General features: G+C 50.7%; 19 protein-coding genes and 1 tRNA gene. 7 read left to right on the top strand and 13 right to left on the bottom strand.

The genetic code is table 11. From position 1 onward, the window contains the following. Window positions 1–17: 17 nt before the first annotated feature. The 6 genes from O3C58_06055 to O3C58_06030 form a co-directional block, all read right to left on the bottom strand. Entirely contained in the window at window positions 18–794 is a 777-nt protein-coding gene (locus O3C58_06055; GenBank protein ID MDA0691424.1) for a phosphate ABC transporter ATP-binding protein, read from the bottom strand. Next, window positions 791–1,642, bottom strand: a complete 852-nt coding sequence (gene pstA, locus O3C58_06050; GenBank protein MDA0691423.1) for a phosphate ABC transporter permease PstA — start codon at window positions 1,640–1,642, stop codon at window positions 791–793. Before pstA ends, O3C58_06055 begins: the two co-directional genes overlap by 4 nt. Next, window positions 1,639–2,502, bottom strand: a complete 864-nt coding sequence (pstC, locus tag O3C58_06045) for a phosphate ABC transporter permease subunit PstC (protein MDA0691422.1) — start codon at window positions 2,500–2,502, stop codon at window positions 1,639–1,641. The genes pstA and pstC overlap by 4 nt, the downstream gene beginning before the upstream one ends. Window positions 2,503–2,540: 38 nt before the next feature. Next, window positions 2,541–3,413 carry a phosphate ABC transporter substrate-binding protein gene (locus O3C58_06040; protein ID MDA0691421.1) on the bottom strand — a complete coding sequence of 291 codons (873 nt, stop codon included), beginning with the start codon at window positions 3,411–3,413 and terminating at the stop codon, window positions 2,541–2,543. 213 nt (window positions 3,414–3,626) lie between these two features. Then, window positions 3,627–6,086, bottom strand: a complete 2,460-nt coding sequence (locus O3C58_06035) for an SEL1-like repeat protein (protein MDA0691420.1) — start codon at window positions 6,084–6,086, stop codon at window positions 3,627–3,629. Between the two features lie 27 nt (window positions 6,087–6,113). Then, on the bottom strand, window positions 6,114–6,923 hold the full coding sequence (locus O3C58_06030) for a hypothetical protein (protein MDA0691419.1): 810 nt from the start codon (window positions 6,921–6,923) through the stop codon (window positions 6,114–6,116). A 111-nt stretch (window positions 6,924–7,034) separates the two neighbouring features. On the opposite strand from O3C58_06030, the gene O3C58_06025 reads away from it, so the two are divergent. Then, window positions 7,035–7,880, top strand: coding sequence for a class I SAM-dependent methyltransferase (locus O3C58_06025; protein MDA0691418.1), 846 nt, complete (start codon window positions 7,035–7,037; stop codon window positions 7,878–7,880). 27 nt (window positions 7,881–7,907) lie between these two features. On the opposite strand, the gene O3C58_06020 is transcribed toward O3C58_06025, so the two are convergent. Next, a complete protein-coding gene (locus tag O3C58_06020; GenBank protein MDA0691417.1) occupies window positions 7,908–9,206 on the bottom strand; it encodes a hypothetical protein in 1,299 nt (432 codons plus the stop codon). Window positions 9,207–9,354: 148 nt separating this feature from the next. Between O3C58_06020 and O3C58_06015 the strand changes: the two genes are divergently transcribed. Together O3C58_06015 and O3C58_06010 are read left to right on the top strand one after the other, a co-directional pair. Beyond that, window positions 9,355–9,738, top strand: coding sequence for a tetratricopeptide repeat protein (locus tag O3C58_06015; GenBank protein ID MDA0691416.1), 384 nt, complete (start codon window positions 9,355–9,357; stop codon window positions 9,736–9,738). Beyond that, window positions 9,735–10,679, top strand: a complete 945-nt coding sequence (locus O3C58_06010) for an SUMF1/EgtB/PvdO family nonheme iron enzyme (protein ID MDA0691415.1) — start codon at window positions 9,735–9,737, stop codon at window positions 10,677–10,679. The genes O3C58_06015 and O3C58_06010 overlap by 4 nt, the downstream gene beginning before the upstream one ends. 330 nt (window positions 10,680–11,009) lie before the next feature. Here the strand turns inward: O3C58_06010 and O3C58_06005 are convergent. From O3C58_06005 to O3C58_05995, 3 genes are all read right to left on the bottom strand, one after another. Continuing rightward, window positions 11,010–11,094, bottom strand: a tRNA-Leu gene (locus tag O3C58_06005). Window positions 11,095–11,196: 102 nt separating this feature from the next. After that, complete coding sequence (locus tag O3C58_06000; protein MDA0691414.1) at window positions 11,197–11,994, bottom strand: glucose-1-phosphate thymidylyltransferase; 798 nt, start codon at window positions 11,992–11,994, stop codon at window positions 11,197–11,199. Window positions 11,995–12,015: 21 nt separating this feature from the next. Then, complete coding sequence (locus tag O3C58_05995; protein MDA0691413.1) at window positions 12,016–14,154, bottom strand: hypothetical protein; 2,139 nt, start codon at window positions 14,152–14,154, stop codon at window positions 12,016–12,018. A gap of 276 nt (window positions 14,155–14,430) precedes the next feature. Here O3C58_05995 and O3C58_05990 point away from each other — a divergent pair, with 276 nt between their 5' ends. Beyond that, the gene (locus O3C58_05990; GenBank protein MDA0691412.1) at window positions 14,431–14,697 is read left to right on the top strand and encodes a hypothetical protein; all 267 of its coding nucleotides are present in this window, start codon (window positions 14,431–14,433) and stop codon (window positions 14,695–14,697) included. 105 nt (window positions 14,698–14,802) lie between these two features. On the opposite strand, the gene O3C58_05985 is transcribed toward O3C58_05990, so the two are convergent. Both O3C58_05985 and O3C58_05980 read right to left on the bottom strand, forming a co-directional pair. Continuing rightward, entirely contained in the window at window positions 14,803–15,219 is a 417-nt protein-coding gene (locus O3C58_05985; protein ID MDA0691411.1) for a hypothetical protein, read from the bottom strand. Window positions 15,220–15,393: 174 nt separating this feature from the next. Next, window positions 15,394–15,564 carry a hypothetical protein gene (locus O3C58_05980; protein MDA0691410.1) on the bottom strand — a complete coding sequence of 57 codons (171 nt, stop codon included), beginning with the start codon at window positions 15,562–15,564 and terminating at the stop codon, window positions 15,394–15,396. 583 nt (window positions 15,565–16,147) lie between these two features. Here O3C58_05980 and O3C58_05975 point away from each other — a divergent pair. From O3C58_05975 to O3C58_05965, 3 genes are all read left to right on the top strand, one after another. Next, window positions 16,148–17,848, top strand: coding sequence for a ShlB/FhaC/HecB family hemolysin secretion/activation protein (locus tag O3C58_05975; protein ID MDA0691409.1), 1,701 nt, complete (start codon window positions 16,148–16,150; stop codon window positions 17,846–17,848). A gap of 9 nt (window positions 17,849–17,857) precedes the next feature. Then, entirely contained in the window at window positions 17,858–18,400 is a 543-nt protein-coding gene (locus O3C58_05970) for a filamentous hemagglutinin N-terminal domain-containing protein (protein ID MDA0691408.1), read from the top strand. 75 nt (window positions 18,401–18,475) lie between these two features. After that, a complete protein-coding gene (locus O3C58_05965) occupies window positions 18,476–22,702 on the top strand; it encodes a hypothetical protein (protein MDA0691407.1) in 4,227 nt (1,408 codons plus the stop codon). A 192-nt stretch (window positions 22,703–22,894) separates the two neighbouring features. Here O3C58_05965 and O3C58_05960 read toward each other — a convergent pair whose 3' ends face one another. Next, window positions 22,895–23,806, bottom strand: a complete 912-nt coding sequence (locus tag O3C58_05960) for a hypothetical protein (protein MDA0691406.1) — start codon at window positions 23,804–23,806, stop codon at window positions 22,895–22,897. Window positions 23,807–23,811: the final 5 nt, after the last annotated feature.

The raw sequence follows: 23,811 nt of genomic DNA, 5'->3' as shown, positions 1-23,811 counted from the left end.
GGGAATGAATTTAATGTTCAGACAAATTCAACATCCGTAAGGCGATTCAGATAGTCCCTGGTTTCTGGACAGGAAGGGTTTTCAAACATTTCGGCGGTGCTTCCTGATTCCCGGATTCTTCCTTGATGCAGAAATATCAAATCATCGGTGATCCGTTGTGCCTGGGAGAGATTGTGGGTTACCAGCACGATCGTGTGCCGGGATTTTAGAGAAACGATCAACGCCTCGATAGCCGCAGAGGATTTTGGGTCGAGAGAGGAAGTTGGTTCGTCCATCAACAGAATTTCAGGCTGAATGGTCAGGGACCGGGCGATGACCAGCCGTTGTTGCTGGCCGAGAGACAGGGTGGAAGCGGGTTTATGCAAGCGGTCCTTGACCTCCTCCCACAAAAATACGTCTCGTAACGTTTGCTCCGCAATTTGCGGAAATTCTTTCTTGAGATGAGGGCTGAGACGCTTCAAGGCAAAAACAGCATTCTCAAATATACTTTTGGGAAACACACAAGGGGCTTGAAACACCATCCCAACGTTGCGCCGTAATTGATAAACATCGACCCCCTTCTCGTAAATGTCACCACCGCCCACCCGAATCCGACCCTGGACGTGAAACCCAAAAATCCGATCGTTCATCCGGCAAAGCGTGCGCAACAAGGTGGATTTACCGGAGCCTGATGGACCGATGACCCCTACGGCGGTTTTTTCGGGGACTACCATATCAAGATCCGCAAGCACCGGTTTGCCGTTATAAGAAATACTGGCTTTCTGTATTTCAATGGCAGGTGATAATTTGTTCATCGTTCCGACTCCATCAGCATCCTGCTTCGACAGAATAGAGCACCTGCAATCAATAGCAATGCCAGACTCAATAACACCAACCCCGCTCCCCAGGCATGGGCCACCGCTTCCGGGTTCAGGGCCTCCTGCGCAAGTATAAGGATGTGGCTCTGCAGAGTGGGCACCGGATCGGTCCATGTACGGGGAAGTAAAATCCCTGAAAACGTCGTGGCGGTGAACATGATGGCCGCCGTTTCCCCCGCCGCCCGCGCCAGCCCCAATAGCACTCCGGTGACGATGCCAAACAGACTCTGGGGAATGATGACGGAACGGATCATCGCCCAAGGGCTCAACCCCAGCGCCATCCCCGCATCCCGGTATTTTTCCGGCAGCGTTTCAACCGCCTGCTGAAAACTCACCTGCAAGGTCGGCAGGATCATCACCGCCAAAATCAAAACTCCTGTCAGCCAGGACACGCCCGTCTCCAGAGTCACCCCAAAAATCATATAGCCCAGCAAGCCAAAAAGAATTGTCGGCATGCCATTGAGCGAGTGAATCAGGTTCCGAAAAAATTTTTTGAGCCGCTCGGATTTTAAATACTCTGTCTGAAACAGGGCCGCCCCCAATGCGACCGGCAAACTGACGATCACCGCACCGGCCATTAATAGCAGAGTTCCTGCCATCTGATAAAAAATTCCCCCCCCGGCGCCAAAATTTGTGGACGCCTGGCTGAGAAACTCCCAGTCGAGAGCGGGAGCGCCTTTCCACAACACCGCACCCAGTATAAGAATCAAAATTGAAATCGTGAAAAGGGTTAACAAACCCAATAAACCCTGCACCATTTTTTCCAGCAGATTATCCAGAATCATCGTACTCTTTTCAACAACAGGTTGCCCATCAGGGTAAAAAACATCACTATCAAAAACAGGGTCATCCCCAGAGCCATCAAGGCGCTCCACTGCAAATCCGTCCCGATGGCCTCCGCCGCTTCCCGTCCCAGTTTCGATGCGATACTTTGAGCTGGAGCAAACAGGTCGTACCAGGGGTCGGCAATTTTATCGAGCCCGCCTATGACCAGCATGACGGCTATGGTCTCACCCATTGCGCGACCCAAGCCCAGAAAAATGGCGCCAGCGATTCCCGGCAGAGCCTCAGGAAGCACGGCGCTGGTTATCATCTGCAATTTTGTCAATCCCAGACTCAGAGCAGTGTCACTGTATTGCCCAGGGACGGCATGTAAAGCATCTTCCGATAAGGTCAGGATGGTGGGAAGAATCATGATTCCCAGCAACAGCCCTGCGGTCAGAATCGTGTTGCCGTCGATCAGGCCAAAACTTTCTTTCACCCAGCCTGCCAGGAAAGCGACCCCCAGCAGGCCATAAATGATTCCAGGAATACCCGCAAAAAGTTCCATCAGCGCCTTCACCCACAAGCGCCGTTTCGCTGGCAAAAATTCAGACGTAAAAACCGCGCCACCGATCGCCAAGGGCAAGGCCAGCAACAATGCCAGCCCCGTCACCATGCAGGACCCGTAGACCATGGGCAACGCACCATACACCTCTCCCGCCCACCAGTCTTGACCCAGCAGGAAATTCCATTTTTGTTCCACCAGGATGGGAACACTCTGTACGACCAAAAAAGCAAAAAGCCCGGCAATGCACCCCAGGGAAACCAGAGCCATGAATGCTGTGGTCACCCGAAAGAAGTCCAAACGGAAAAAACGATTCACCTGCAATCCACCTTCCCCGCCAAATTTAAAATGCCCGATCAATGCGAATGAACCGGGATATAACCGCTCTCGGAAACAATTTTCTGCCCTTCCGGGCTCACAACAAAGTTTAAAAACTCTTTGACAACGCCCATAGGTTCGCCGACAGTGACCAAATTCAGGTCGCGGGAGATGGGAAACCGATTGGCGCGAACATTATCAAGTGTCGGCTCGATAATTTCACCCCCCTCACGAATTCCGACCCCCACCACATCGGCATTGATCCAGGCGATGGAAAGCATGCCGATGGCGGAATCGCTCTGGGCAATTTTGCTTTGCTCTTCATTATTCGATCCGGTGACCAGACGGGCGCCGGGAGCTCTGGCCTTTTCATCGCCAAATACATATTTCATAAATACATGCCGGGTACCCCGATGCCGCTCCTTATCAATCACCACGATTTCCCGGTCCGGCCCGCCCACCACTTTCCAGTTTTTTATTTTCCCCAGGTAGATGCCGCCGATCTGTTCCCTGGACAACGCCCGAACACCGGCGGAATAAACTTCCGAGGAAACCACACAAGCCACCGCATCGCGTCCCACCACCAGGATACGCAATCCGGGTTTCTGGAACCGTTGCTTTTCTGCGGAGGTGATGTCCCGCGATGCCATGCCGATATCCGCGCGGCCGCTTCCGGTCGATTGCACCCCAACGCCCGACCCGCCGCCATTGACGGTGATGGAAACCGTTCTATTGTTTTTCGCCGCGAATTGTTCAGCGGCCCGGGTAGCGATGGGGAGAAGCGTCGTCGATCCCACTATGGTTATTTTTTTCGTTGTCCGTTCTTGCGCATAGACAGCTGAAGAACCTGCGGCCCCAGCCAAAAGCCCGAGGACAACCGCGCATATATAAATAGAAAACGAATTTTTCAATCGAATCTCCCAATGAGCTCATTGCCTACCTTCCAACTATATCCATATATAGAAATATATCAATATAGTCAAGCGCACAAAAACCCGCCTCTGTAAATTAATAATACCAGTCCGTTTTAAGTCGGACTGGTATTAATTACCTGACAAAAAATTTTGGATTTATCTAATACCGGAAGGAAAAACTCATTTCAGCAATATGAGTTTTTGAGGGAGTTACATCCATGAGCAGGTTTTCATTTTTTGCAGAGCTCCCCAGGCGAGCAAAGACCCCTGCTCCGCCGCACGCTGGAGCCATTGGCGAGCATTTTTTTCATTTTTTTCCACGCCCCAACCTTGTTTATACAGGACACCCAAAGCATATTGAGCCTTGGAGTTCCCTTTTTCCGCCGCAACCAGATACCAGTCAAATGCTTTTAAATAATCCTGGGAAGAAACCCCTTGCCCTTTTTCATACAATTTCCCCAATTGATACTGGGCTTCCGCATTACCCGCTTCAGCCGATTTTAAATACCAGCCAAATGCGGTTTTATAGTCTGGAGAGGTTCCCTGGCAGGACACCCGTCCCATATTATACAAAGCGTCTTCGTGGCCCTGTTCTGCAGCGCGGAGGTACCAGCTCACACTTTGCTTTGAGCTTTTTTCGACGCCAACGCCTTTTTCATACAGGAGTCCCAATTGGTTTTGCGCTCGGGCGACACCTTCCCTTGCGGCTTTGCGCAAGAATTTGACGACCTTGACAGGGTCCATGCGGTCATCAGATGAATCCAGAAAATCCAGTTCTTCGCTCGTTCTCGCACTCCCTTTCTTTGCCGCCTTTCGATACCATTCCGCCGCTTTTTCATAATCCTGAGGCACGCCCTTGCCGACAAAATACATCATCCCAAGATTATCCTGAGCCTGGGCGTTGCCCTGCTCCGCCGCTTTGGCGTACCACTTGGCCGCCTGGGAAAAATCCTTGGCAACGCCTTCTCCTTTTTCAAACAGGGTTCCCAGATGATTCTGCGCCCCGGCATTGCCCTGACCTGCGGCTTTTTCTATCCAGCAATAGGCTTCCTGAAAATTCTGATTCACTCCCTTGCCGTCGTAATACACCTTTCCCAATGCAAATTGAGCGTAGTCATGCCCTTCATCCGCCCCTTTGCGAAACCAGTAAACGGCTTGCACATAATCCTGCCGCACCCCCTGGCCGTTATAATGCAAGCGCCCCAGATCGTACTGCGCCTTGGGATTACCCTGTGCCGCCGCACTTTGTGACCAATTCAAGGCCTGCGCAAAATCCTGAGCTATTCCCTGACCGTGGTAATACATTCTGGCCAAATAAAGCTGACCAGAATCATCCCCCGACTCCGCCGCCTTACGGTACCAGTGGACGGCCTCGGAAAAATCCTGCCGCACACCCTTGCCTTTTTCGCACAGCATACCCAGAAACACTTGCGCTGACGGAATATCCTGTCTGGCCGCCGCCTCAAAAAATGAAACGGCTTTTTCATAATCCTGAGCAACGCCTTCTCCCAGAAAATGAAGAACTCCCAGATGATACCGGGCCCCGGCATGCCCCAGTTCTGCGGCCCTGCCATACCATAGCTGGGCCTCCGCAAAATTCTGCACAATTTCCCGACCACGATCATGCAATCGCCCCAGACGAAATTGCGCTTCCGCATGATCGTGCTGAGCCGCTTTAAGATACCAGGACACCGCTTCTTCATAATCTTCACGCTCAAAAAAGAAATGGCCTTTATCAAAAAATTCTTCCGCGTTGGGAAGGGACTGATCGTTGTTCTTTTCTAAAAATTCCTGAGCTTCTTCATTTCCCTGCTCCGCCGCCTTGCACAGCCATTTAACCGCTTCCGTGGTATCTCTAGCAACGCCTTCACCGTTAAAATACATCATGCCCAATTTGAATTGCGCCAGATCCAGGCCCTTGACTGCCGCCTTGTAATACCAGCGCACCGCCTTTTCCAGGTTTTTGGCGATTCCCTTGCCGTGTTCGTAACGGTCGCCGAGGTTAAACTGGGCTTCTTCATTTCCCCGCAAAGCCGCCTGCTGAAACCACTTGCCGGAAATGTCCAGATCCTTTGGCACCCCTTCGCCTTTTTCAAACAGGATACCCATCATATTCTGGGCGATATCGTTCCCAGATTGAGCCACTTCATAGAACCACTTGGCGGCCTCCTCAGGCGCTTTAGCAGCCCCCTTGCCAAAATAATACATGCGCCCCAGATTGAACTGGGCCACGCGGTCCCCCTGCTCTGCCGCCTTTTTGTACCAATGGACACTTTTTTCATCATCCTGAGTGACACCCAAACCATTTTCATACATGATGCCGAGGAAGCCCTGTCCATTGGCGGAACCTTTTTCCGCCGCCTTCTGGAACCATTTAAACGCCTCCTTGTTGTTCCGCGCCACGCCAACGCCCTTGAAATAAACCACGCCGACATTGTATTGCGCCTGCGGCTTGCCCATTTCAGCATCTTTAAACCAGCGCGCCGCGTCCCTGGGGCTGATAGCATCGAGGGAACCATCGGTTTTCTGGTAGGTCAGTTCGGTGTCGGTTGCATCGCTCCCTTTGGCAAGGAAGTCCAGACCCTTAAGCGATATATTGGAAAATTTACCGGGAGAAAACTCCGCCGAAGCGGCTTGGGATGGAGGTGCGGAAATTACATTTTTACTCATAGGGCTGAATATCAATCCGGATGTTCATTAATCAAACTCTCCTGCCAGATCTCTCACTTTGGATTTGATCGAATCTATCTTTTCATCGACACCGGCGGCCATTTCCTCAAGTAAATCACCGCCTGTTTTTCCAATCGAGGCCATTTTTTTCATCAACTGATACATTCCAGATTTTTTTATTTCAGCCATTTCTTCATCAATCCGCTGTAAGCGCTTTTTTATCTGCGCAACTTGCCGGACGGCTCGAACCAGCTGTGTTCCCAGGGTTTCTTTTTTTTCCGATTGATGTCCCGCTTCCCAATCCAGAAGTACGGCATGAATCGCGTCTTCATCCAGTCGATCATAAGCCTGGTTCAATCGGGCCATCAGTTCGTGCCGACGAATTTTTTCTTTCTCGTCCGAGGTTAAATCAGGGTGGATTTTCTTGGCGACGTCGCGGAACAGTTTTTTTAGGTTTTCAGTGGGTTTGAATTCTTCTTCCAGGGGCGAGTCCGATTCAAGATCATCGGTTTCATCAGCGGAGCTTTGGGCCCGTTCTCTGGCAGACTGCGCTCCAGAGCGAAATTCATCCGAACGCGGGTAGAGTCGGGAAGCCAGCTCCAGAATTTGCGCTTTCACCTCGTCGAGTTCGGTATACTTGGCGCCCACTACCACCTGGTAGCGCCGTTCAAAAAGGTGAAGCTCACCCTTGAGGGTGGAAAGCCCCAGCTCTTTTTCAGCCAGATCCTGCTCCAATTGAGCCAGGTCCCGCCTCTTGAGCTTGAGCTCCTCCTCTTCCGGTGAAATTACGGGAGTGACAGCTGATAAAGTTTCTTTTAAAATCGTTTTTTGCTCCATTCAAAGGAATGAACAATTCCAGATAAACCTTATAGAATCAGCGGCATTATAGCATTCCCACCATTTAGAACGAAAGGTATTTTCTATCTTAAAATGGAGAATAAAAATAAATTGAAACCCATTCAAAACTACATTCCCGAAGACTCCAATTTTTTAACCACCGACACACGAAAAAATCGCTGGGCCGTCCCGTACAATCATGAGTGCTTGAACGCCCGGATTGATAACCTGTTAGGTCGGCAAAAAGACGCGATCGCCGGTAAAAAAATATTGGATGTCGGGTCCCACATGGGAACATTCGCCTACGCGGCGCACCGGATGGGAGCCCATTATATCCAGGGAATCGATGTGGAAAATAAAATGGTCGAAAAATGCATGAATTTGTTTCAGGGCGAAAATATCCCAAAAAGCGCCTGCCAGTTTGAGGTCGGAGACGTGTTCGATTTCCTCGAATCCACCCCCGCAAACAGTTTTGACACGGTGTTCTGTTTTGGGATGCTCTATTACACGTCAGAGCCTTTGCGCTTGCTCAAACTCATGCGCCGTGTCGCCAGGGAAACTGTCCTGCTCGATACCTTCACCGCCGGGTACGCCGCCGTCCAGGGAAAAGACGCCGCCAGTGTTTATCCAGGCATCAAGGATGAAACGCTCGACTTGCCCCTGATGATCGTCTCTTTGACCCAGCCGGAAAAAAAGGATTACCGCCTGCCGGAATCCTTCGACTATCGCGGCAAGGACCTGAGCATGATAACTTTGCCCAGCCGGGCGCTTCTGGAAATCTGGTTTCAGCAACTGAACGTTCAATACGCTCTTCTGGATTGGTCTGAATACTGTGTCCGCTCCTGCTCATTCCACGATCTGTTCACCCCAGAGCAGAAACAGAATTCGCATTGGTCGGATATCTACTCCAGCGGCATCCGCGTCTCCTACCGGTTATCCACAAGTAACGAGCTATGAGTTTATGGTTTAGGGCCTCGCGTAGCGTCAGGCCCGATCTTCCTCCCCACGTAGTGGGGTTTCCTGATACGCGTGGTTCGTTTCCAGCGCTATTCGGTTGTGCAAATAAACGTAGATCCATCGTTTTCCCGCTTCCTTGACCAGAAAGAAGGCAAAATCTTTGAACAGAAAACCGGGATGTTTTTTCTGGAAGGTCTGATACAGCAACCGGGAAACTTTCAGGAACCGGCCCACAGGATATTTTTTCAGCCACCCCCCAAACTCGCTTTCGCGGACAAAATCCACTGCGTCTTTTGCCAACAAGAGATGCGAGACACGGACTCCTAAGAGTTTCTTTAAAACCGGTTGATCGCGTATCGAAGCCACTTCATCGGAAAGGCGGGAGACCGCCATCATCAAGGGGTACAGCTTGACTTCATAAAGCGGCTCCTCCGCTTGCGGGAAATGATAGCCGGCAATATCCTGCACCAGACAAGAATAAATTTCCTTCGCCTGCTCCCACTCCAGGGAACTCATTTGGAACATCAGACCCTTTCTCGATCGGTCTGCTATTTCACGGACCCCTGCGGGAAGCTCCGTTGGGGGTTCCTGCTCGGGAATGGAGCCCAGTTGATCCAGCAGGTCATCCGCCCGCAACTCAGGCTCTTCAGAACGTTCCGAATAGACCCCGATCACCAGTTCCCCGATGGTCAGATACCAGCGAATCAGTAAAATTTTAAGGACAATGTCGTGCAGGATATAACCCAGCATCTTGAACGTCCAAAAAGTAAGGTCCATACAGCGGAGTAAAAAATAGAGCCATTTGAACAGGCCTTTATAACGGGAAAATACCTGCCCGACAGGGGATTTCTGCCATTGCTCTTTTTTCTTCCAGGCGCGGGACAAATAATGAACCTGGCGCAAACGGAACTGGGTAAAGTTGCGGACGCCCTTCAGCTCACTGAAGACCACAATTCTGTTTTTCAGTTCCAGAAAGGCTTCCAAAAGTTTACCCAGACGCGCTTCCATGAGCGGAGCGTCTGATTGGGGATGATAAATGGATGCGATTGCCTCCGCTAAATATAGGGTTTTCCCGGCGATCTCTAAATCCGGCTCCTTAAGAATCCATTGGCCGCGCAAGATCTGGCAATGTTCTATCACCGTTTGCAGAGCCTTTTTGCGGAGCGGGTCTTTCGTGCCCTGCGTCTGTTCTTCAAGATCCTTCAACCGGGAAAAATTCAGCCAGCCGATTTTGATCAATCCAAAACCTTTGAACGTAACAAACGCCGTCCCTGCGGTCAGGCCCAGGGTAATAATCACTAGAATTAATTGCAGAAAATCTGGCATGAGTTTTTATAGCGAATTGTCAGAAAAATTCCAGTTATTATGGTGACTGCTGCACGGCAATGTTATATTATTGAGTTAGTTAGGTTTCTTTCCACGATCTTATGCCCCAGAGCCCTTTGCCGTGCGATTTCTAAAAATAATTTTTCTTATGCTTCTACCGCTGGTGTTTTCGAGTTGCGCCGAAAAGGAAACCGATGACTATGTCAAGGCGGGAATAGAATACACCAACCAGCAAAAATATGACGAAGCGGTGCAATCCTTTTTGAAAGCCATTCAAAAAAATCCGAAAAACCCGGAAGGCTATTACGGGTTGGGTGGAATTTATAACTTCAAGGAAATGCACCACGATGCCGAGCAGGCCTTCAAGGTAGCGATTCAGCTCGATCCCACGCATCACAATGCCCATTACAGCCTGGGTTATACTTATGAACAATTGGGCATGAAGGAAGAATCTGAAATAGAATATCAACGGTACCGGGAACTGAAAAAGAAGTTTGATTCCCTGGTCGAAAAGGATTTGCAAACACGTTGAGACTCCTCTTAATTATTGGTCTGGCATTTTTGCTGAATATAGGCTGCGCTTCCAACCCGCCCCCTCTCGGAGCGGGATTTAGCAAACGCCTATCCGCCGAGAAGAAGAAAACGCAGGTCCGTTCCCAAAAGCGGAACACCCTCTCGCTCGCATCCCGCCAGGCACCCAGTAAAAACCCCAGGGGGCAAGTGACATTGGCGGCCCAACAAAATTATTCGCGCAAAAGCGGATATCCACCTCCTGTCTCTGGTAATAAAATCGTCCTGCCGACCATCTCCAGTGCCAAAGACCGGGCCCTCATGGTCCTTATCAGTTCCGGCGCCAACAGGATGAGCCTTCTGGATCTTCCACGGGGAACGCTTCGATCGGACGAAACCGCTTCCGGGTCAATCAATCCTCCGGCATTTTATATGGATCAACTGGAAATCAGCGTCGGCCAATATAAAAATTTTGACAGCAAGTATGACGAAACCCCGTTCACCGAAGGCAGGAGTTGTCCCAACTGCCCGGCGATGGGCATCGACTGGGTCAGCGCCCATCAATACTGCCTGTGGGCGGGAAAACGTTTGCCCACGGAAGCGGAATGGGTGGCCGCGGCCTCAGGCGAGTCCGGCAATCTCTGGCCCTGGGGCAATCAATTTTCCAACGAAAAGGCCAACCTTTTGGGAAACGAAGACGGTTCTTTTCTGGCCGCGCCGGTCGGGTCTTACCCACAAGGGGCCAGTCCTTATGGTCTTTTGGACATGACAGGAAATGTCTGGGAATGGGTCAGCACACCTTACTCACCTTCCAGCCAGGAGCCAGAAACCCAAACCCTGCGCATCGTCAAAGGGGGAGGATGGGCAAGCGATAAAAAAATGGCGCAAATTTCTTTCAGGAACGTTGTCTACCCCGCCATGAAAAATCCCACCATCGGTTTCCGCTGCGCAAAATCTATTTAAGGGCATCTCTAAAAATTAGTTTTTACAGAAAATAGAATCGTGTGCAAAAGTTTCTTAAATCAGTGGCACGGGCTTTCCAGCCCGTGCGGACAGGCTGGAAAGCCTGTCCTACTAAAACAAAAGACGCTTCTTTGAATTGGCGATTCGGCGTCGTTGTCAATTTTTAGAGATGCCCTAATGTCAAAAAGCTGCTGAAAATGGAAAACACAGTCAGCAAGTTAAGCTTTTGTTTTTAAGTAGCACAGGCAAGAATGCCTGTGCCACCACCTTAGCGTAGTGAGCGCCAAAGTAGCATGTCTATCGTGAGCAAAGTCGCTCCAGCCCGAAGGCTGGTGCGGGAGGAGGGACTCGAACCCCCACGCCGTGAAGCACGAGATCCTAAATCTCGCATGTCTACCAATTTCATCACTCCCGCTCTAAACGCTTTTATTATATGGACTTTCTAGATATCTGGGTCAGGATTATTTCCTAGTGAAATCATTATAATGTTATTTATTCATTATTTCTCCGAAAATTTTTATTTTCGGCTTTTGAAGGGCAAAATCGAGTTTGGCGGGTAATAACCTTTGGCCACCACGGAGTTGGGGAGAATCCAGTTGTCTTTGCCCACCAGAGCCCCAGGGCAAAGAACGGCGTTGCACCCCAGTTCGGAATTGTCCCCGACGATGGAGCCAAATTTGTTGAGGCCTGTAGCAATGGCTTTACCATCGATGAGAGCGGGAATTTCGGGGAAAATTTGTTCTTCCCGGTCTTTATCCGCCCCGGTGCGGAATTGCAAATTGGCCAATTGCGACCCGGCGCCCATGTTCACATGCCGGCCTAGAATGCTGTCGCCGATATAATTGAAATGCCCCGCCTCGCTATGGTTCATGATGATGCTGTTCTTGACTTCGGTGGCGTGCCCGATCACGCAGTGGTTGCCAATGATGGCGTTGCCGCGAATGTAGGCGCCCTGCCGGATTTCGCAGTTTTCGCCGATGATCATGGGACCTTTGAGAATCGCCGAGGGTTCAAGGACGGTTCCCCGACCAATCCAGATTCCTAAATTTTCCAGCAGGATGGGAGCTTTTATTTCCAGCCATTGATTCACGAACAGGCTCTTACCGATTTTGCCATTGCCGTGGTCGGTAGGTGCGGAAATCGTAGTCCCCTCCAGGGAATTCAACCGCTGGGCGCTCTCCGACTTTTCCCGGATCAGACGGGCTATCGATTCCTCCAGGGTTTTCAAAGGTTCCCACACCCATTCGCTGTCCGCAAAAATCTCTGCATGGGCGAAGTCTTTTAAATGGTCAAAAAAATTTTCAATTGCGATCATGGGGTCTTGTTTATGAATTTTTCAGGCGATTTGATTCGAGGCAATATACCATTTTCCTCTTGCTGTTAAACGATAACCTTTTGCGGTCAATTCGATCAGCTTCTGTTTTCCCATTTCAGCTATTATCCGGGTTCGGGACTGCTTTTCGAGGACCAACTCATCTTCCTGCATCGGTTGTATGGCCACCTGGCTCAATACATCCAACTCCAGTTTGTAAAAATGGTCGCCCGTGTCCTTGAGCGTTCCTAAAAGCAGACGAATGGCGCTTTCGCCGATTTTTTTCAGCAGGCGGGCTTCTTTTTGATCTCCCCTGAGGTTGATGCTGATCTTGTTTTCGGTTCCTGAATTGCGCACGAATATTCCAGCGGTTGCATTTTTGCTGGAACCGGGTTTCAGGGAAATATACAACATGTCAGGGTCTTCAGGGAATTCCACAATGCCGCCTCTAAAGCCTGCAGTTTTTGCATCGGCCAGAAGGGATTTTTTGATCTGCTTCCAGATGGCGGAATCTTTATGGAACATTTCTTGTTGCACATAATAAACGTAAAGCGTTTCCTTGAAACCGGGTTTGAACGGTTTGTGGATGCCGGAGAAATATGCGCGAGGCGTTTTTCCCACAAAAAGATATTCCGTAGCGGCAAAGGTGTTGAGAGCACTTTTGAGCCCGTTGCCAAAAAACACCGGCATGGATTTTCCGGATTCCAGATTGAGCCTGCCTGAGGTGATGTTGTGGCCGGTTTCCTCGCTTCCCACGGCAAAGGCTAGAAGGCGCGAATAATCGACGGATTTTACCGATGGATTTTTTTTCTCCAGAGCGTCAATCGTTGCTTCCAGTTTCTGAAACGCATCGACATTGAGGGTGGCCGATTTGCGCACAGTATCCCATTTTTTTTGCAGGCTTGCGGGAAGAGCGCATCCCGAGGTTTTCTTCAGCGCTTTAAATCGTGCTTCCACGAGCAGGAGCGCGGTTTGCAGGAGTATCCACTTATCTCCAACAGCAGTCAGTTTGGGCTTGAGCCCCAGTTTTTTTACCGCAACCGCCGCGTTGAGATCGCTTTCAACGGTATTGATATACAGTGTGTTTTTGTAGCGCCTGGGATCATTTTTTATCAGGTACATGGCCTGCAGGAATGCCGTTTCATCGCCGCTCATTACCAGCAATTCATCCTTAAAGGGGTTGTATTCCAGCCGGTAAAACCGATCGCCGTCGGCATCGAACACAGCTCCCGCGACTCGTTTAGTTCCTTCCAGAATCTTTGGTTTGAGTTTCCGGCCCAGTTCAAAAAGTTTTAACACGGCTTTGTGCTTGCGAAAATGTCCCGACTGTTTATCGATCATTGACGATGAAATATGTGAGTGTCCCTCAAGGTCCGCCACTCCGCTCCAAAGATTGACATCGCCGTCCAGTGTGGCATTGACCTCAATCACTTGGCCAAACCCTGCCTTGCGAAAAACCTCCGCCCCGATTTGGGAGAGCGATCCCTTGGCCGGATCGACCACAAGAACGATGTTGGTGAAGGCAATGGGTTTTCCCGGTTGCGGCTCGGACCAGGAGTTTTCAGGGAGCAGGGAGAACGTTGCGAATAAATTCAGCGCTTCATTGCGGCAGTCCTGTTCAGTTCCTTTCAGGGGTGCTTTCTTTAAAGCCGGGTAGTCGATCGAAAGGATGGCGCGGGTGAGTTCGATATCGTTATCTGGAAGCAGCTTCATGCCACGATAGGCGCAAAACGTTTTGATCCCGTTTTGGTCTTTCGGGTTGTGGGAGGCGGTGACCATGAAGCCTCCCTGGGCTTCTTTGTAAAGCATGTATTTGGGCACCAGAGGCGTGGGGACGATGCCTATTGTCAAGGCGTTCGCATTGGCCTTTCTTATTCCCTCAATCACAGCCCCGGTAAAGTTTCCCTTTACATCCCGGGGGTCCCAGCCGACCACGAATCCGTCGCCGGGTTTGGCTTCACCCTTTTTGATTAAGTTATCCACATAAGCAAAGGCATATAGTTCCATGAATTCTTCAGTGATGAACCCGCGTTCAAGAAAGACCTGTTGCGGGGTCAATCCTGAGAACTCTTTTGATGAAGCCCGCCGGACTTCCCGGCGGATGCCGTCCGTTCCCTGGAGCCTGAGCGGAAGTGGTTTCAAAGGTTGTGGCTTTTTATTCATGGGGTGTTGTCCTGATTTCCAAGGAGGAGACGCTGAACGATGAAAAAGATAAAACCCGTTTTCCTGTTGAGAGTCGGGGTGCAAGTTGTAGCGTGCGAAATCGTAGCATACAGGTTTGATTTTGTAAATTTACTGTTCCGGTTTTTGACCTGATGAAACGAGTCTTGTTGTTTTTTCAGTCTAGGTTTATGTGGATTTTGAAATCATTGGCAGTTACACTTTGCCCATGTTTTTCTGTGTCGTTTGCTAACTGGAAACTTTAGAGGAAACAAGATTATGGCTTATAAGGCCGTGGTAAAAAAAGAAAAAATCGATGCAATCATCCGAACAACCAACGAGAAAATTGAAGGAACTATTTTTATATTGCCGCAAAATCGGTTGCTGGACATGTTGAATCATGACAGCGGGCCTTTCATTCCGGTCACCGCCGCCAAAGTTTATCATGTCAACACGGGAGAACTTATGTTTGAAGCTGAGTTTCTGGCGATCAACAAAACCAGTGTGGTTTTAATTGCCGATAATGTGAAAAAGGCAGGCGATTGATTTTCTCCTCACCCTGCTTTATCTGCGCGTCGGCAAAGACATGCGCAACCGGCTGGATTGCGCGGTTGCGATATCAAAGACGAAAGTCTCGTGTCTATATCACGGTTAATTAAGAAACCGGATTCCCACCTTTTTCAGCCACAAACTTTCGTCGAAATTTCGCTCAAGATGTTTTTGAAACAGAACTTCATTTTCGGTCAAACTTTTTCCGTCGATTTTCTGTGAAGAACCCTTGGCAGGTTGCTTTTTCTGTTCGGCTTTTGCTGAACCCGTTTCTGGAGACGCGTCATCCTTGTCCTCCCTCGAAGGAATCGCATCGTCTTTTTCATCTTTCTTTTTAATCAATTCGATCAAAGCCTTGACGTCCAGCACGAGGTTGTAATCCTCAATATGGTCCAGCAGTTCTAAATCCTTTAGGATTTTAATGCAGGACTTCACCTCCACCGAGTTGATTATGGCGCGGTTGATTTCAACCCACAAGAACTCGACCAGTTTTCTTTTAGATTCCTCTTCGTTGGCCATGATACCCCTCTCTGAAAATTGAAAATTTTGAATCTCTGGGGATGCTCTCCAAAAGATTCCCATAAGTTATTCAAGGAGTATAGGAGGCGGGTATCACGTGCCCGTTAAGTTGAAGTTACAGGTCTGTCAACAAAATAGAGGAGATGTCAGGGGGGTCTTAGTGGAACTGTTTTTTCAAAATATCCACGGGGCTTTCGTATCCATCACAGGCAATGACCGCATCAGAAGAGCCGTAAACTGCCTTTGATCGGTGTCAATTTCTTTTGCCAGGACGGTTTTTGCACCACAGACCGTGATTTCTTTGGAGCAGAAATCGCACATATTCAGGGTTTTTAAATTTTCCATGGATGGGACTCCCTTCAGGTGACAGGAATATTGTTTAAGTCATTGATTATTATAGCAGAAATGAATTTTATGCATAAGGTGTTACTGATTAATTTTCATAAAATGTAATTCTAATAGGATTAAGACAATTTCTTCCTCATCTTGTTGGAACAATTTTCCTCACTTCTGAAAGTTTCTCGCCAACGGGTCGGGAAGTGGTTCATAAAGCCTTTAAAAATAGTAAGTTTACCTGTGCCAGGCTGTGTGCTTATTTGGCACGGACCTTGCTCCAACATGCTGGAAAACCGTTGGTAACGCTTTTTTATTGAATGGTTTAGTCACTCAAGAGTATATCCCGCTATTCCGATAGGTAAATGATCGGAAAGAAACCCAGCGTTTCATCCATCCGGAATCAGGTGAATTGCAGATTCACACAATATGTTACAAAAGCCCCGGAAATGCAGAGGTTATGTCTTGTCTATTGAGAGTATTGCCGCAAATTTTCTTTGGCGAACAGGGCAGACAATGCGTTTGGCAATGAATAATCGGGTCCGATAAGAAATTGAAAAGTGATTGAAAGAAAAAAAGAGGCCGAGTGAGATTTTTGAAAATTAATTTTGTGGTTCTTCTCGCCGTGGTCGGGATTTTTTTGTCTGCAATGGACGCGAACGCCCAGATCAGTCCCGAAGGACGGGATCGGGTGTTCAAACAGGCGGCCCCGGACCGGTTCATAAAAAGTCAGGAAAAACAGGAGCAACCTCAGTCCACGGTGATACAGGTGGAACCCGATACACTGGCCCCGCTTTTCCCAAAGGAACTGGAAAAGGTCAAATTTGAATTGAAACATTTGCAGATTCGGGGTTCTACCGTATACAAGAATCGCCAGTTTTTGCCTCTGTATCGCCAGTTTTTGGGAAAGCAGACCACACTTGCGCATATCTACCGCATTGCAGATGCGATCACCAAGAAGTATCGCAATGACGGCTATATTTTGAGCAAGGCGATTGTGCCGGCGCAGAAGATAGATGACGGCATTGTGCGGGTGGATATCATGGAGGGGAGCATCGATAACGTGTGGGTGCAGGGCCAGGTGAAGGGCCCGAAATCACTGTTGAACGCCTACCGCAAACGCCTGTTGAACTCGCGTCCTCTGCACGCCAAAGACCTGGAACGCTATTTGTTGTTGATCGATGATTTGCCGGGAGTCTCGGTAAAATCCGTTTTAACACCCTCTAAAGACAAGCCGGGAACATCCGATCTCACCCTCATCGTTGAAAACAAGCCGGTGGATGTCCATGCCGGTGTGGATAACCGCGGCACAAAATTCAACGGTCCCTTTCAATTGTTTGCGGGCGCATCTGAAAATTCTCTCATGGGAGGGTACGAACGCCTTGGGGTTCAGGGTGTGACGACTAGCGATCCGGGTGAGTTATTTTATATCAATGGGTTTTACGAAGTTCCCGTGACCAACGAGGGAACCATGTTCAATCTGTCCGGCTCTTTCAGCAACTCCCAGCCCGGTTCGAGTCTGGAAGTTTTCGATGTCGAAGGCGAGACCTTTACCTTTTCAACAGGGTTGACGCATCCCTTCATTCGTTCGCGTGGCGAGAATTTACGGGGTCACTTCAGCTACACCCATAGGAATACCAAAACAGATATTTTAGGCACTTTGGATTCTGAGGACCGTCTGCGAGTTGTCCAACTGGGAGCGGTCTACGATTACGCCGATCGATTTCGCGGCGTGAATCTGTTCAGTTTCGATATCAGCCAGGGGTTGAATCTACTGGATGCCACTGAACCCGGTTCTCTCAACCTGTCTCGTCCGCAGGGAAAAAGCGATTTCACCAAAATTACCGGAAAAATTCAACGTCTGCAGCAATTAGCTCCGGCATGGATGCTGTTATTTTCCGCCACAGGGCAATATGCCTTTGAAAAACTTCTGGCCTCAGAAGAATTCGGCGTCGGTGGTCCCGGTTTTGGCAGGGCGTTCGATCCTTCAGAAATCACCGGGGATCAAGGAGTGGCCTTCAAGCTGGAACTGCAACGGGCGTTCCAGTTGAAAATGAAATTTCTGCGCAATCTGCAAGCGTACGCTTTCATTGACCATGGGGCCGTCTGGAGTCGGATTCCAACGTCTACTGGGGCACGGCAACAGGATCTGACCTCCACAGGGATCGGCACGCGGTTCAACTTAAACGAATATCTTTCGGGTTATCTGGAGGTCGCCAAGCCCCTGGGCCGTGAAGTGGCCTCGGAGGGGAACAAGGACCCCCGTGTATTTTTCAGTCTGTCGGCAAGGTATTGAGTTAATTATATGAATACTTTTAAAAACAGCCAGCTGATCTTTCCGGACCTTTTCAAACCGTCTGGAAAAACCAGCCCCAGGCCTCCCCCCCGGCGTTCCCGTCTGGTGTTCGGGACGCCACGCAAGCCCGGCAACGTGCTGATCTTCCTGGTCTCGTTCATGACATATTTGCTGGGAATTTTTCCTTCGATGCTCTATGCCCTGCCCTCAGACCCCACGGTTCAGGCGGGGTCAGCTGCTATCAATCAACCTTCTCCAGATACGCTGGTCATTCAGCAGTCAACGGATAAAGCCATCATCGACTGGCGCACGTTCGGAATAGGTGCTAACGAACAGGTCGAGTTTCAACTGCCCTCGTCCAGCGGAGTGACCCTGAACCGGGTGACTGGCAGTGAGCGGTCAGATATTTTCGGCAGTCTGACCTCAAACGGCAATCTCATGCTGATCAACCCGAACGGCATTTTGTTCGGCGCCGGGTCGAGAATCGACGTGCACGGGCTGGTGGCCACGACCAGTAACATCACCAACGAAAATTTCATGGCCGGCAATTAAAATTTCAATATTCCATCGGACCGGGGCGGCATTATCGTCAACCGGGGCCGGATCACCGCCTCCCAGGGTGGGTTGGTGGCACTGGTGGCCCCTGGCGTGCTCAACGAAGGCGTTATCGAAGCGCGTCTTGGAAGAGTGAGCCTGGCTTCTGGAAATACTTTCACCCTGGATTTGTACGGCGATCAACTGATCAACCTGGGGCTGAACAGCCAGATCACTCAGCAGGTTACTGGTTTAGACGGGGAAGTTTTATCTTCTTTAGTTTCCAACAGCGGCGCGATTTATGCCGATGGCGGCAGGGTGCGGTTGGATGTCAATGCCGCCCGCGATGTGGTCGATCAGGTGATCAACATGTCGGGAATCATCCAGGCCCGAACCATAGAGGACCAAAATGGCACCATCATTCTTAGGGGCGGGGATGAGGGGGCGGTCGATGTTTCAGGAACGCTGGACGCATCTGGCAGGAATGAAGGGGAAACCGGCGGTACGATTCATATGTTTGGTGAGAGTATTGGGTTATTTGGCAGCGCACTTTTGGATGCTTCTGGATACAGCGGCGGCGGTACGGTGTTGGTGGGCGGCGATTATCAAGGGCAGGGCAATTCCCCCACCGCATCGGAAGTATTTGTCGATCGCGGGGTTTCTATATTTAACGATGCGCTCTGGTCAGGGGATGGGGGGCGCAGTATCTTCTGGGCGGATCGGCGCATGCGCTTTTTCGGCTCGGTCTATGCGCGCGGCGGTAGACAACGGGGCAACGGCGGCTTTATCGAGGTATCGGGAAAAGAGGAATTATTTTTCGACGGCTGGGCGGACACCTCGGCGGCAAATGGCTTGATGGGAACCCTGCTCCTTGACCCGACCGATATAACCATCAAAAACGGTTCGGGGGGAGCGAGTGGGGCGATCACAACATCTATCGTATTTGAAGAAACTTTAGAAGCGCTCTCCGGCAACACCAATATCGAATTGCTGGCCGATAACTCCATCACGATGAACAACCTGTCGGACAACGTTCTCAATCTGAACATCAGTGGTTCCCTCACCATGACAGCGGGTATTGGAGGAATCACCTTTCTCGACACCAACGATAAAATTCGATCCAACCGGGCCATCAATTTGACCGCGACCGGAGGCAACCTGACTCTTGGGTCGTTGGAATCCAGCGAGGGAAGTATCACCCTCAAGGGCCAGGACCTGATTCTCAATGGCACTCTGAGCAGTGTCAATGGCACAACCACAGTACTCTCCTCCACAGGCGGCACCATTGGTCTTGGGGCCACGGGTGGCACGTTCTCAATCAGTGGCACGGAACTGCAAGCCATCACGGCGAAGAATCTGGTCATCGGTGACGGTACGAACGGCAATATCACCGTGGACGGCATCACAGCGGCCAACAGCAATAACATTGCCGAAGCGGTGACGTTGAATGGAACGAAGGCAGGATCTTCGGTGACGTTCGCCAACAGCGGTTCGTCATTTAAAACTCTGAATGTGAACGCGGCAAGTGGGATCACTCTAAACGCTGATTTAAGCGCATCGGGCAATGCGAGCTTGAGTGCGGGAACGGGAATCACTCTGGCTAATGGCATCAGTGTTTCGTCCGGTGGAACGCTGAGTCTGGCGACGACCTCGGGTATTATCAATGCTCTGGGTATGGTGACGGTCAGTTCCGCCAGCGGCATCACGGTAAACAGCGATTTCACCTCCGCCGGAGCGGCGACGTTCGATGCGGATTCCAATGACGACGGCACGGGCAGTTTCACGGTGGCGACCGGCAAGAAGGTAGCGACGGGCAATAATTCTTTATCCATCACCGGCGGCGATATCGTCCTTACCGGGTCGCTAAACAGCGGCACGGGCACGACCACACTGCTGGCTTCAAAAGCCGGAACCACGATTGGGTTGGGAGCCGGGACAGGTACGTTTTCTATCAGCGATGCTGAACTTGGCAGGATCACAGCAGGTAATCTGGTAGTCGGCGATGCGACCAATGGTGATATCACCGTGGACAACGTCACGCCGGCCAACAGCAACAACATCGCCGGGACAACAACCCTGAACGCGACGAAATCTTCGTCCAAAGTGACCTTTGCGAACAACGCCTCGACGTTTAATGCGCTGACGGTGAACGCCGGAAACGGCATTGCCGCCAATGCGACGGTGACGGCGGACACGGGCAACATGGTGTTGAATGGAGGAACAGGCGGCATCACCGGGACAGGAGCAACGACTCTGACCGCAACTGCTGGCGGTCTAACTTTAAACAGCAGTCTGAACTCCACAGGTAGTGCGAGTTTGACTGCGGGAACGGGAATCACGCTGGCCAATGGCGTCAATATTTCTTCCGGCGGCATACTGAGTCTGGCAACGACCTTGGGCGACATCACCGCCCAGGGCGCGGTGGCGGTGAGTTCCGAGACCGGCATCAGCTTGAACAATAATTTTACCTCCGCCGGAGCGGCAACCTTTGATGCGGATTCCAATGACGATGGAACAGGAGATTTCACAGTCGCTACTGGCAAGACCGTTTCGACGGGTAACAATTCGTTGTCCATCACCGGCGGCGATATCGTTCTTACCGGGTCACTCGACAGCGGCACAGGCACGACGACCTTGCTTGCCTCCAACGGCGGTACGATTGGGTTGGGGGCCGGGGCAGGTGCGTTCTCCATCGACGACGGTGAGCTTGGCAGGATCACGGCGGGGAACCTAACTGTCGGTGACAACACCAACGGCAGTATCACCGTGGACGGAGTTACCGCCACCAACATCACTGGAACGACGACGTTGAACGCGACCAAGACCGGTTCCAAAGCCACCTTCAATAACAATTCTACGTTTAATGCATTAACGGTTAATGCGGATGACGATGTGACCGTTTCTGGAAATCTTTCAACGGGCAACAACGCTCTATCAATAAAAGGTAAGGACATGATTCTTACCGGGTCACTCGACAGCGGCACAGGTACGACGACCTTGCTTGCCTCCAACGACGGCACCATTGGGCTGGGAGCCACCGCCGGAGGGTTGACTGTTGATGGAGGAGAATTGCAGAAAATCACAGCCGGCAATCTGGTGGTCGGCGACGCGACCAATGGCGATATAACAGTAGATGGCATCACGGCGTTGAACAGCGCCAAAATCACCGGCACCACGATGCTCAACGCAACGAAATCCACGTCTAACGTGACGTTTGCAAATGCATCCACCTTCGGAGGGCCGGTGAGTTTGAATGCCGGTGCCAACGCAACGGTGGTGACCAATGACGCGCTAACTCTGGCAAGCTCCACAATTGGCGGCACGTTGACGGTCAATGTGGCCGGGGGCAACGGGCTGATCGTCAGTGGAAATCAAACCGTTGGCGGACCGATTACCATGACGGCAGGCAATGACATCACGCTCACCGGCGGCCTCTTCACATCAAGCGCATCGGCATCGGCGGTCACGCTCAGTGCGGGAGGAGGAATTTTCGATGGTGATTTGACAGGAGACCTGGACATCGATGCGGCGAGTGGCGGACTCGTGGTTAACAGCGTCACCGGCTTTGGAGCGACCGCAAACGCTATCGAAACCAAAGTCGCATCGGTGGATATCAACAACACCGGATTGGGTGAAATCAATATCTTTGAAACCGACAGCCTGAACATTGTCAATATCAACCATTCGGGAACGGGAGACATCAACGTTTCCTTTCTTGGAGCCTTGACGGGGGAAACCAACGCCATTGCGGCCAACGGGACCAAGACGTTCACTAACCGGGATTCGGGAAGTTTGTTTCTGCCGGAATTTGGGAAAACCCTCTCGGAGGTTTCCACCGAGAGAACGGTGAACATCACCAATACTCTGAAGGACAATTATTTCTTTGGCAATCAACCCTCACCCACTAAGGGCAATACGGTGGCGCAAATGTTGTCCGGCCCCGAATCGGGACCGTTTGTGACCAATGTGTTCGATGAAAATTTTGCACTCATCAAGGTCGCCAAGGGGTCGCGTCGAGCGCATGCCGGTTTGCGAGGGTTTGCCAGTTTCTGGGGTCCGCTGGGAACATCCAATACCGAACAGGTCAAACGACCCTCCAGGGAATCGTTGCGAGAAGAGGCCAAGTTAAAGCAAGAGAGAAGTAAAAAAAGAAAGGCTGGGAAGAGGAAGGCCCGACCCCGGCTTAAAAATGCGCGGGTGAAATCTGTCGGCGATACGGCGGCGCTCCCAATAGTTCAAAAGCCAAGGCAAAAGCAGAAACGAGGCCAAAAACAAACCAGCAGCTGGTTGGGTTCTCAGTTCGGGAATTTTTTCAAATAAGGGTATCTAAGGAGGCGGCTTTTTTTTAGTAGGACAGGCGACCTGCCCTTAAAGGTTATACGGAAGTGCGGAATTTAATTCCGCCTTTCCAGCCTGTCCACACGGGCTGGAAAGCCCGTGCCACCGATAAATAACTAATTTTTAGAGATAACCATAAATCTTTTTTTCGTCAACAGGCCTGTATTTGCTTTGTCACTCCGGGTCCGATAAAGGACGCCCGGAAGTCAGTGTTGAGTCCGGCGTCATGCTGGTTGATGCCAGTGGTCCGCTGGTCTTTTTCGCCAGCTCACAATTTCCCTGATAGGACGCATCGATCACTGTAACTTTTCCGTCCGAATCTTTATACAACCCCGCGTAAGTCTCCTGGCGTTGCAACTCCGACTTTAAGTCCAGATATTCTGTTTTTACCGTGTCCCGACTCAGCAACGCCAGAGTGGTGTATTGCAAATCAAACTTCCCGGCTGTTTGTTCCAACGCTTTCAGCGGCTCAATGCCGTCGGCCATCAGGTCTTTGATTTCCTCTTCAATTTCCCGGTTGCGCTGCATGTGAGCGGCGTGCGGGAAGTCCGGTTGCGACAGGATCATGAAATCCAGATGCGGCCAGTAGTTGTTGACAAAATCATCGAAGCTGACTGGAACGTCACTGCTCAGATGAATGTCCCGCGCCTGACTGGGGTTTTCCTGCAATAGGGAGTTGTAGACGGTCACGATGTTATGCACCGCATCATAAAGAATCGCCATATGGTAGGCGTTGGGGATTTCCTCAGTGCGGAACGAATCCATGGCCTTGACCATCGTGACCAGGGCGAAATGCATGTCTTCCATTTTTAAAAATGATGACGCCCAGGGAAACCGGGCGCGATACCACAGTTGAGTATCGGCGGGGTATTCCTTGCGCGAAGAATCCGGCGGCGGTTGGCAGTCGTTATCGATGTAGGCCAGAATGTCGTCCAGCTCCTTGTAAGCCAGATCGATCCCGGCGCGGACGATGGTGTAGGGAAACAGCTTGCGCTGGTACTCCATATAAGCCTTGAGTTCAGGGTCCTGCGGCTCCCTGGAATGTTTATGATCTCTATTGGAAATGTCTTTGGCGAAAATCAGCATGAGTG

The sequence above is a fragment of the Nitrospinota bacterium genome, from assembly GCA_027619975.1.
Classification (GTDB): domain Bacteria; phylum Nitrospinota; class Nitrospinia; order Nitrospinales; family VA-1; genus JADFGI01.
This window is presented reverse-complemented; position numbering and strand designations above follow the sequence as displayed.

Coding starts and splice junctions, on each gene's coding strand:
- O3C58_06055 (MDA0691424.1), bottom strand. CDS start 794: ATGAACAAATTATCACCTGCCATTGAAATACAGAAAGCCAGTATTTCT.
- O3C58_05980 (MDA0691410.1), bottom strand. CDS start 15,564: ATGGAAAATTTAAAAACCCTGAATATGTGCGATTTCTGCTCCAAAGAA.
- O3C58_05970 (MDA0691408.1), top strand. CDS start 17,858: ATGAATACTTTTAAAAACAGCCAGCTGATCTTTCCGGACCTTTTCAAA.
- O3C58_05985 (MDA0691411.1), bottom strand. CDS start 15,219: ATGGCCAACGAAGAGGAATCTAAAAGAAAACTGGTCGAGTTCTTGTGG.
- O3C58_06020 (MDA0691417.1), bottom strand. CDS start 9,206: ATGCCAGATTTTCTGCAATTAATTCTAGTGATTATTACCCTGGGCCTG.
- O3C58_06035 (MDA0691420.1), bottom strand. CDS start 6,086: ATGAGTAAAAATGTAATTTCCGCACCTCCATCCCAAGCCGCTTCGGCG.
- pstA (MDA0691423.1), bottom strand. CDS start 1,642: ATGATTCTGGATAATCTGCTGGAAAAAATGGTGCAGGGTTTATTGGGT.
- O3C58_06000 (MDA0691414.1), bottom strand. CDS start 11,994: ATGATCGCAATTGAAAATTTTTTTGACCATTTAAAAGACTTCGCCCAT.
- O3C58_06030 (MDA0691419.1), bottom strand. CDS start 6,923: ATGGAGCAAAAAACGATTTTAAAAGAAACTTTATCAGCTGTCACTCCC.
- O3C58_05960 (MDA0691406.1), bottom strand. CDS start 23,806: ATGCTGATTTTCGCCAAAGACATTTCCAATAGAGATCATAAACATTCC.
- O3C58_05995 (MDA0691413.1), bottom strand. CDS start 14,154: ATGAATAAAAAGCCACAACCTTTGAAACCACTTCCGCTCAGGCTCCAG.
- O3C58_06015 (MDA0691416.1), top strand. CDS start 9,355: ATGCTTCTACCGCTGGTGTTTTCGAGTTGCGCCGAAAAGGAAACCGAT.
- O3C58_05990 (MDA0691412.1), top strand. CDS start 14,431: ATGGCTTATAAGGCCGTGGTAAAAAAAGAAAAAATCGATGCAATCATC.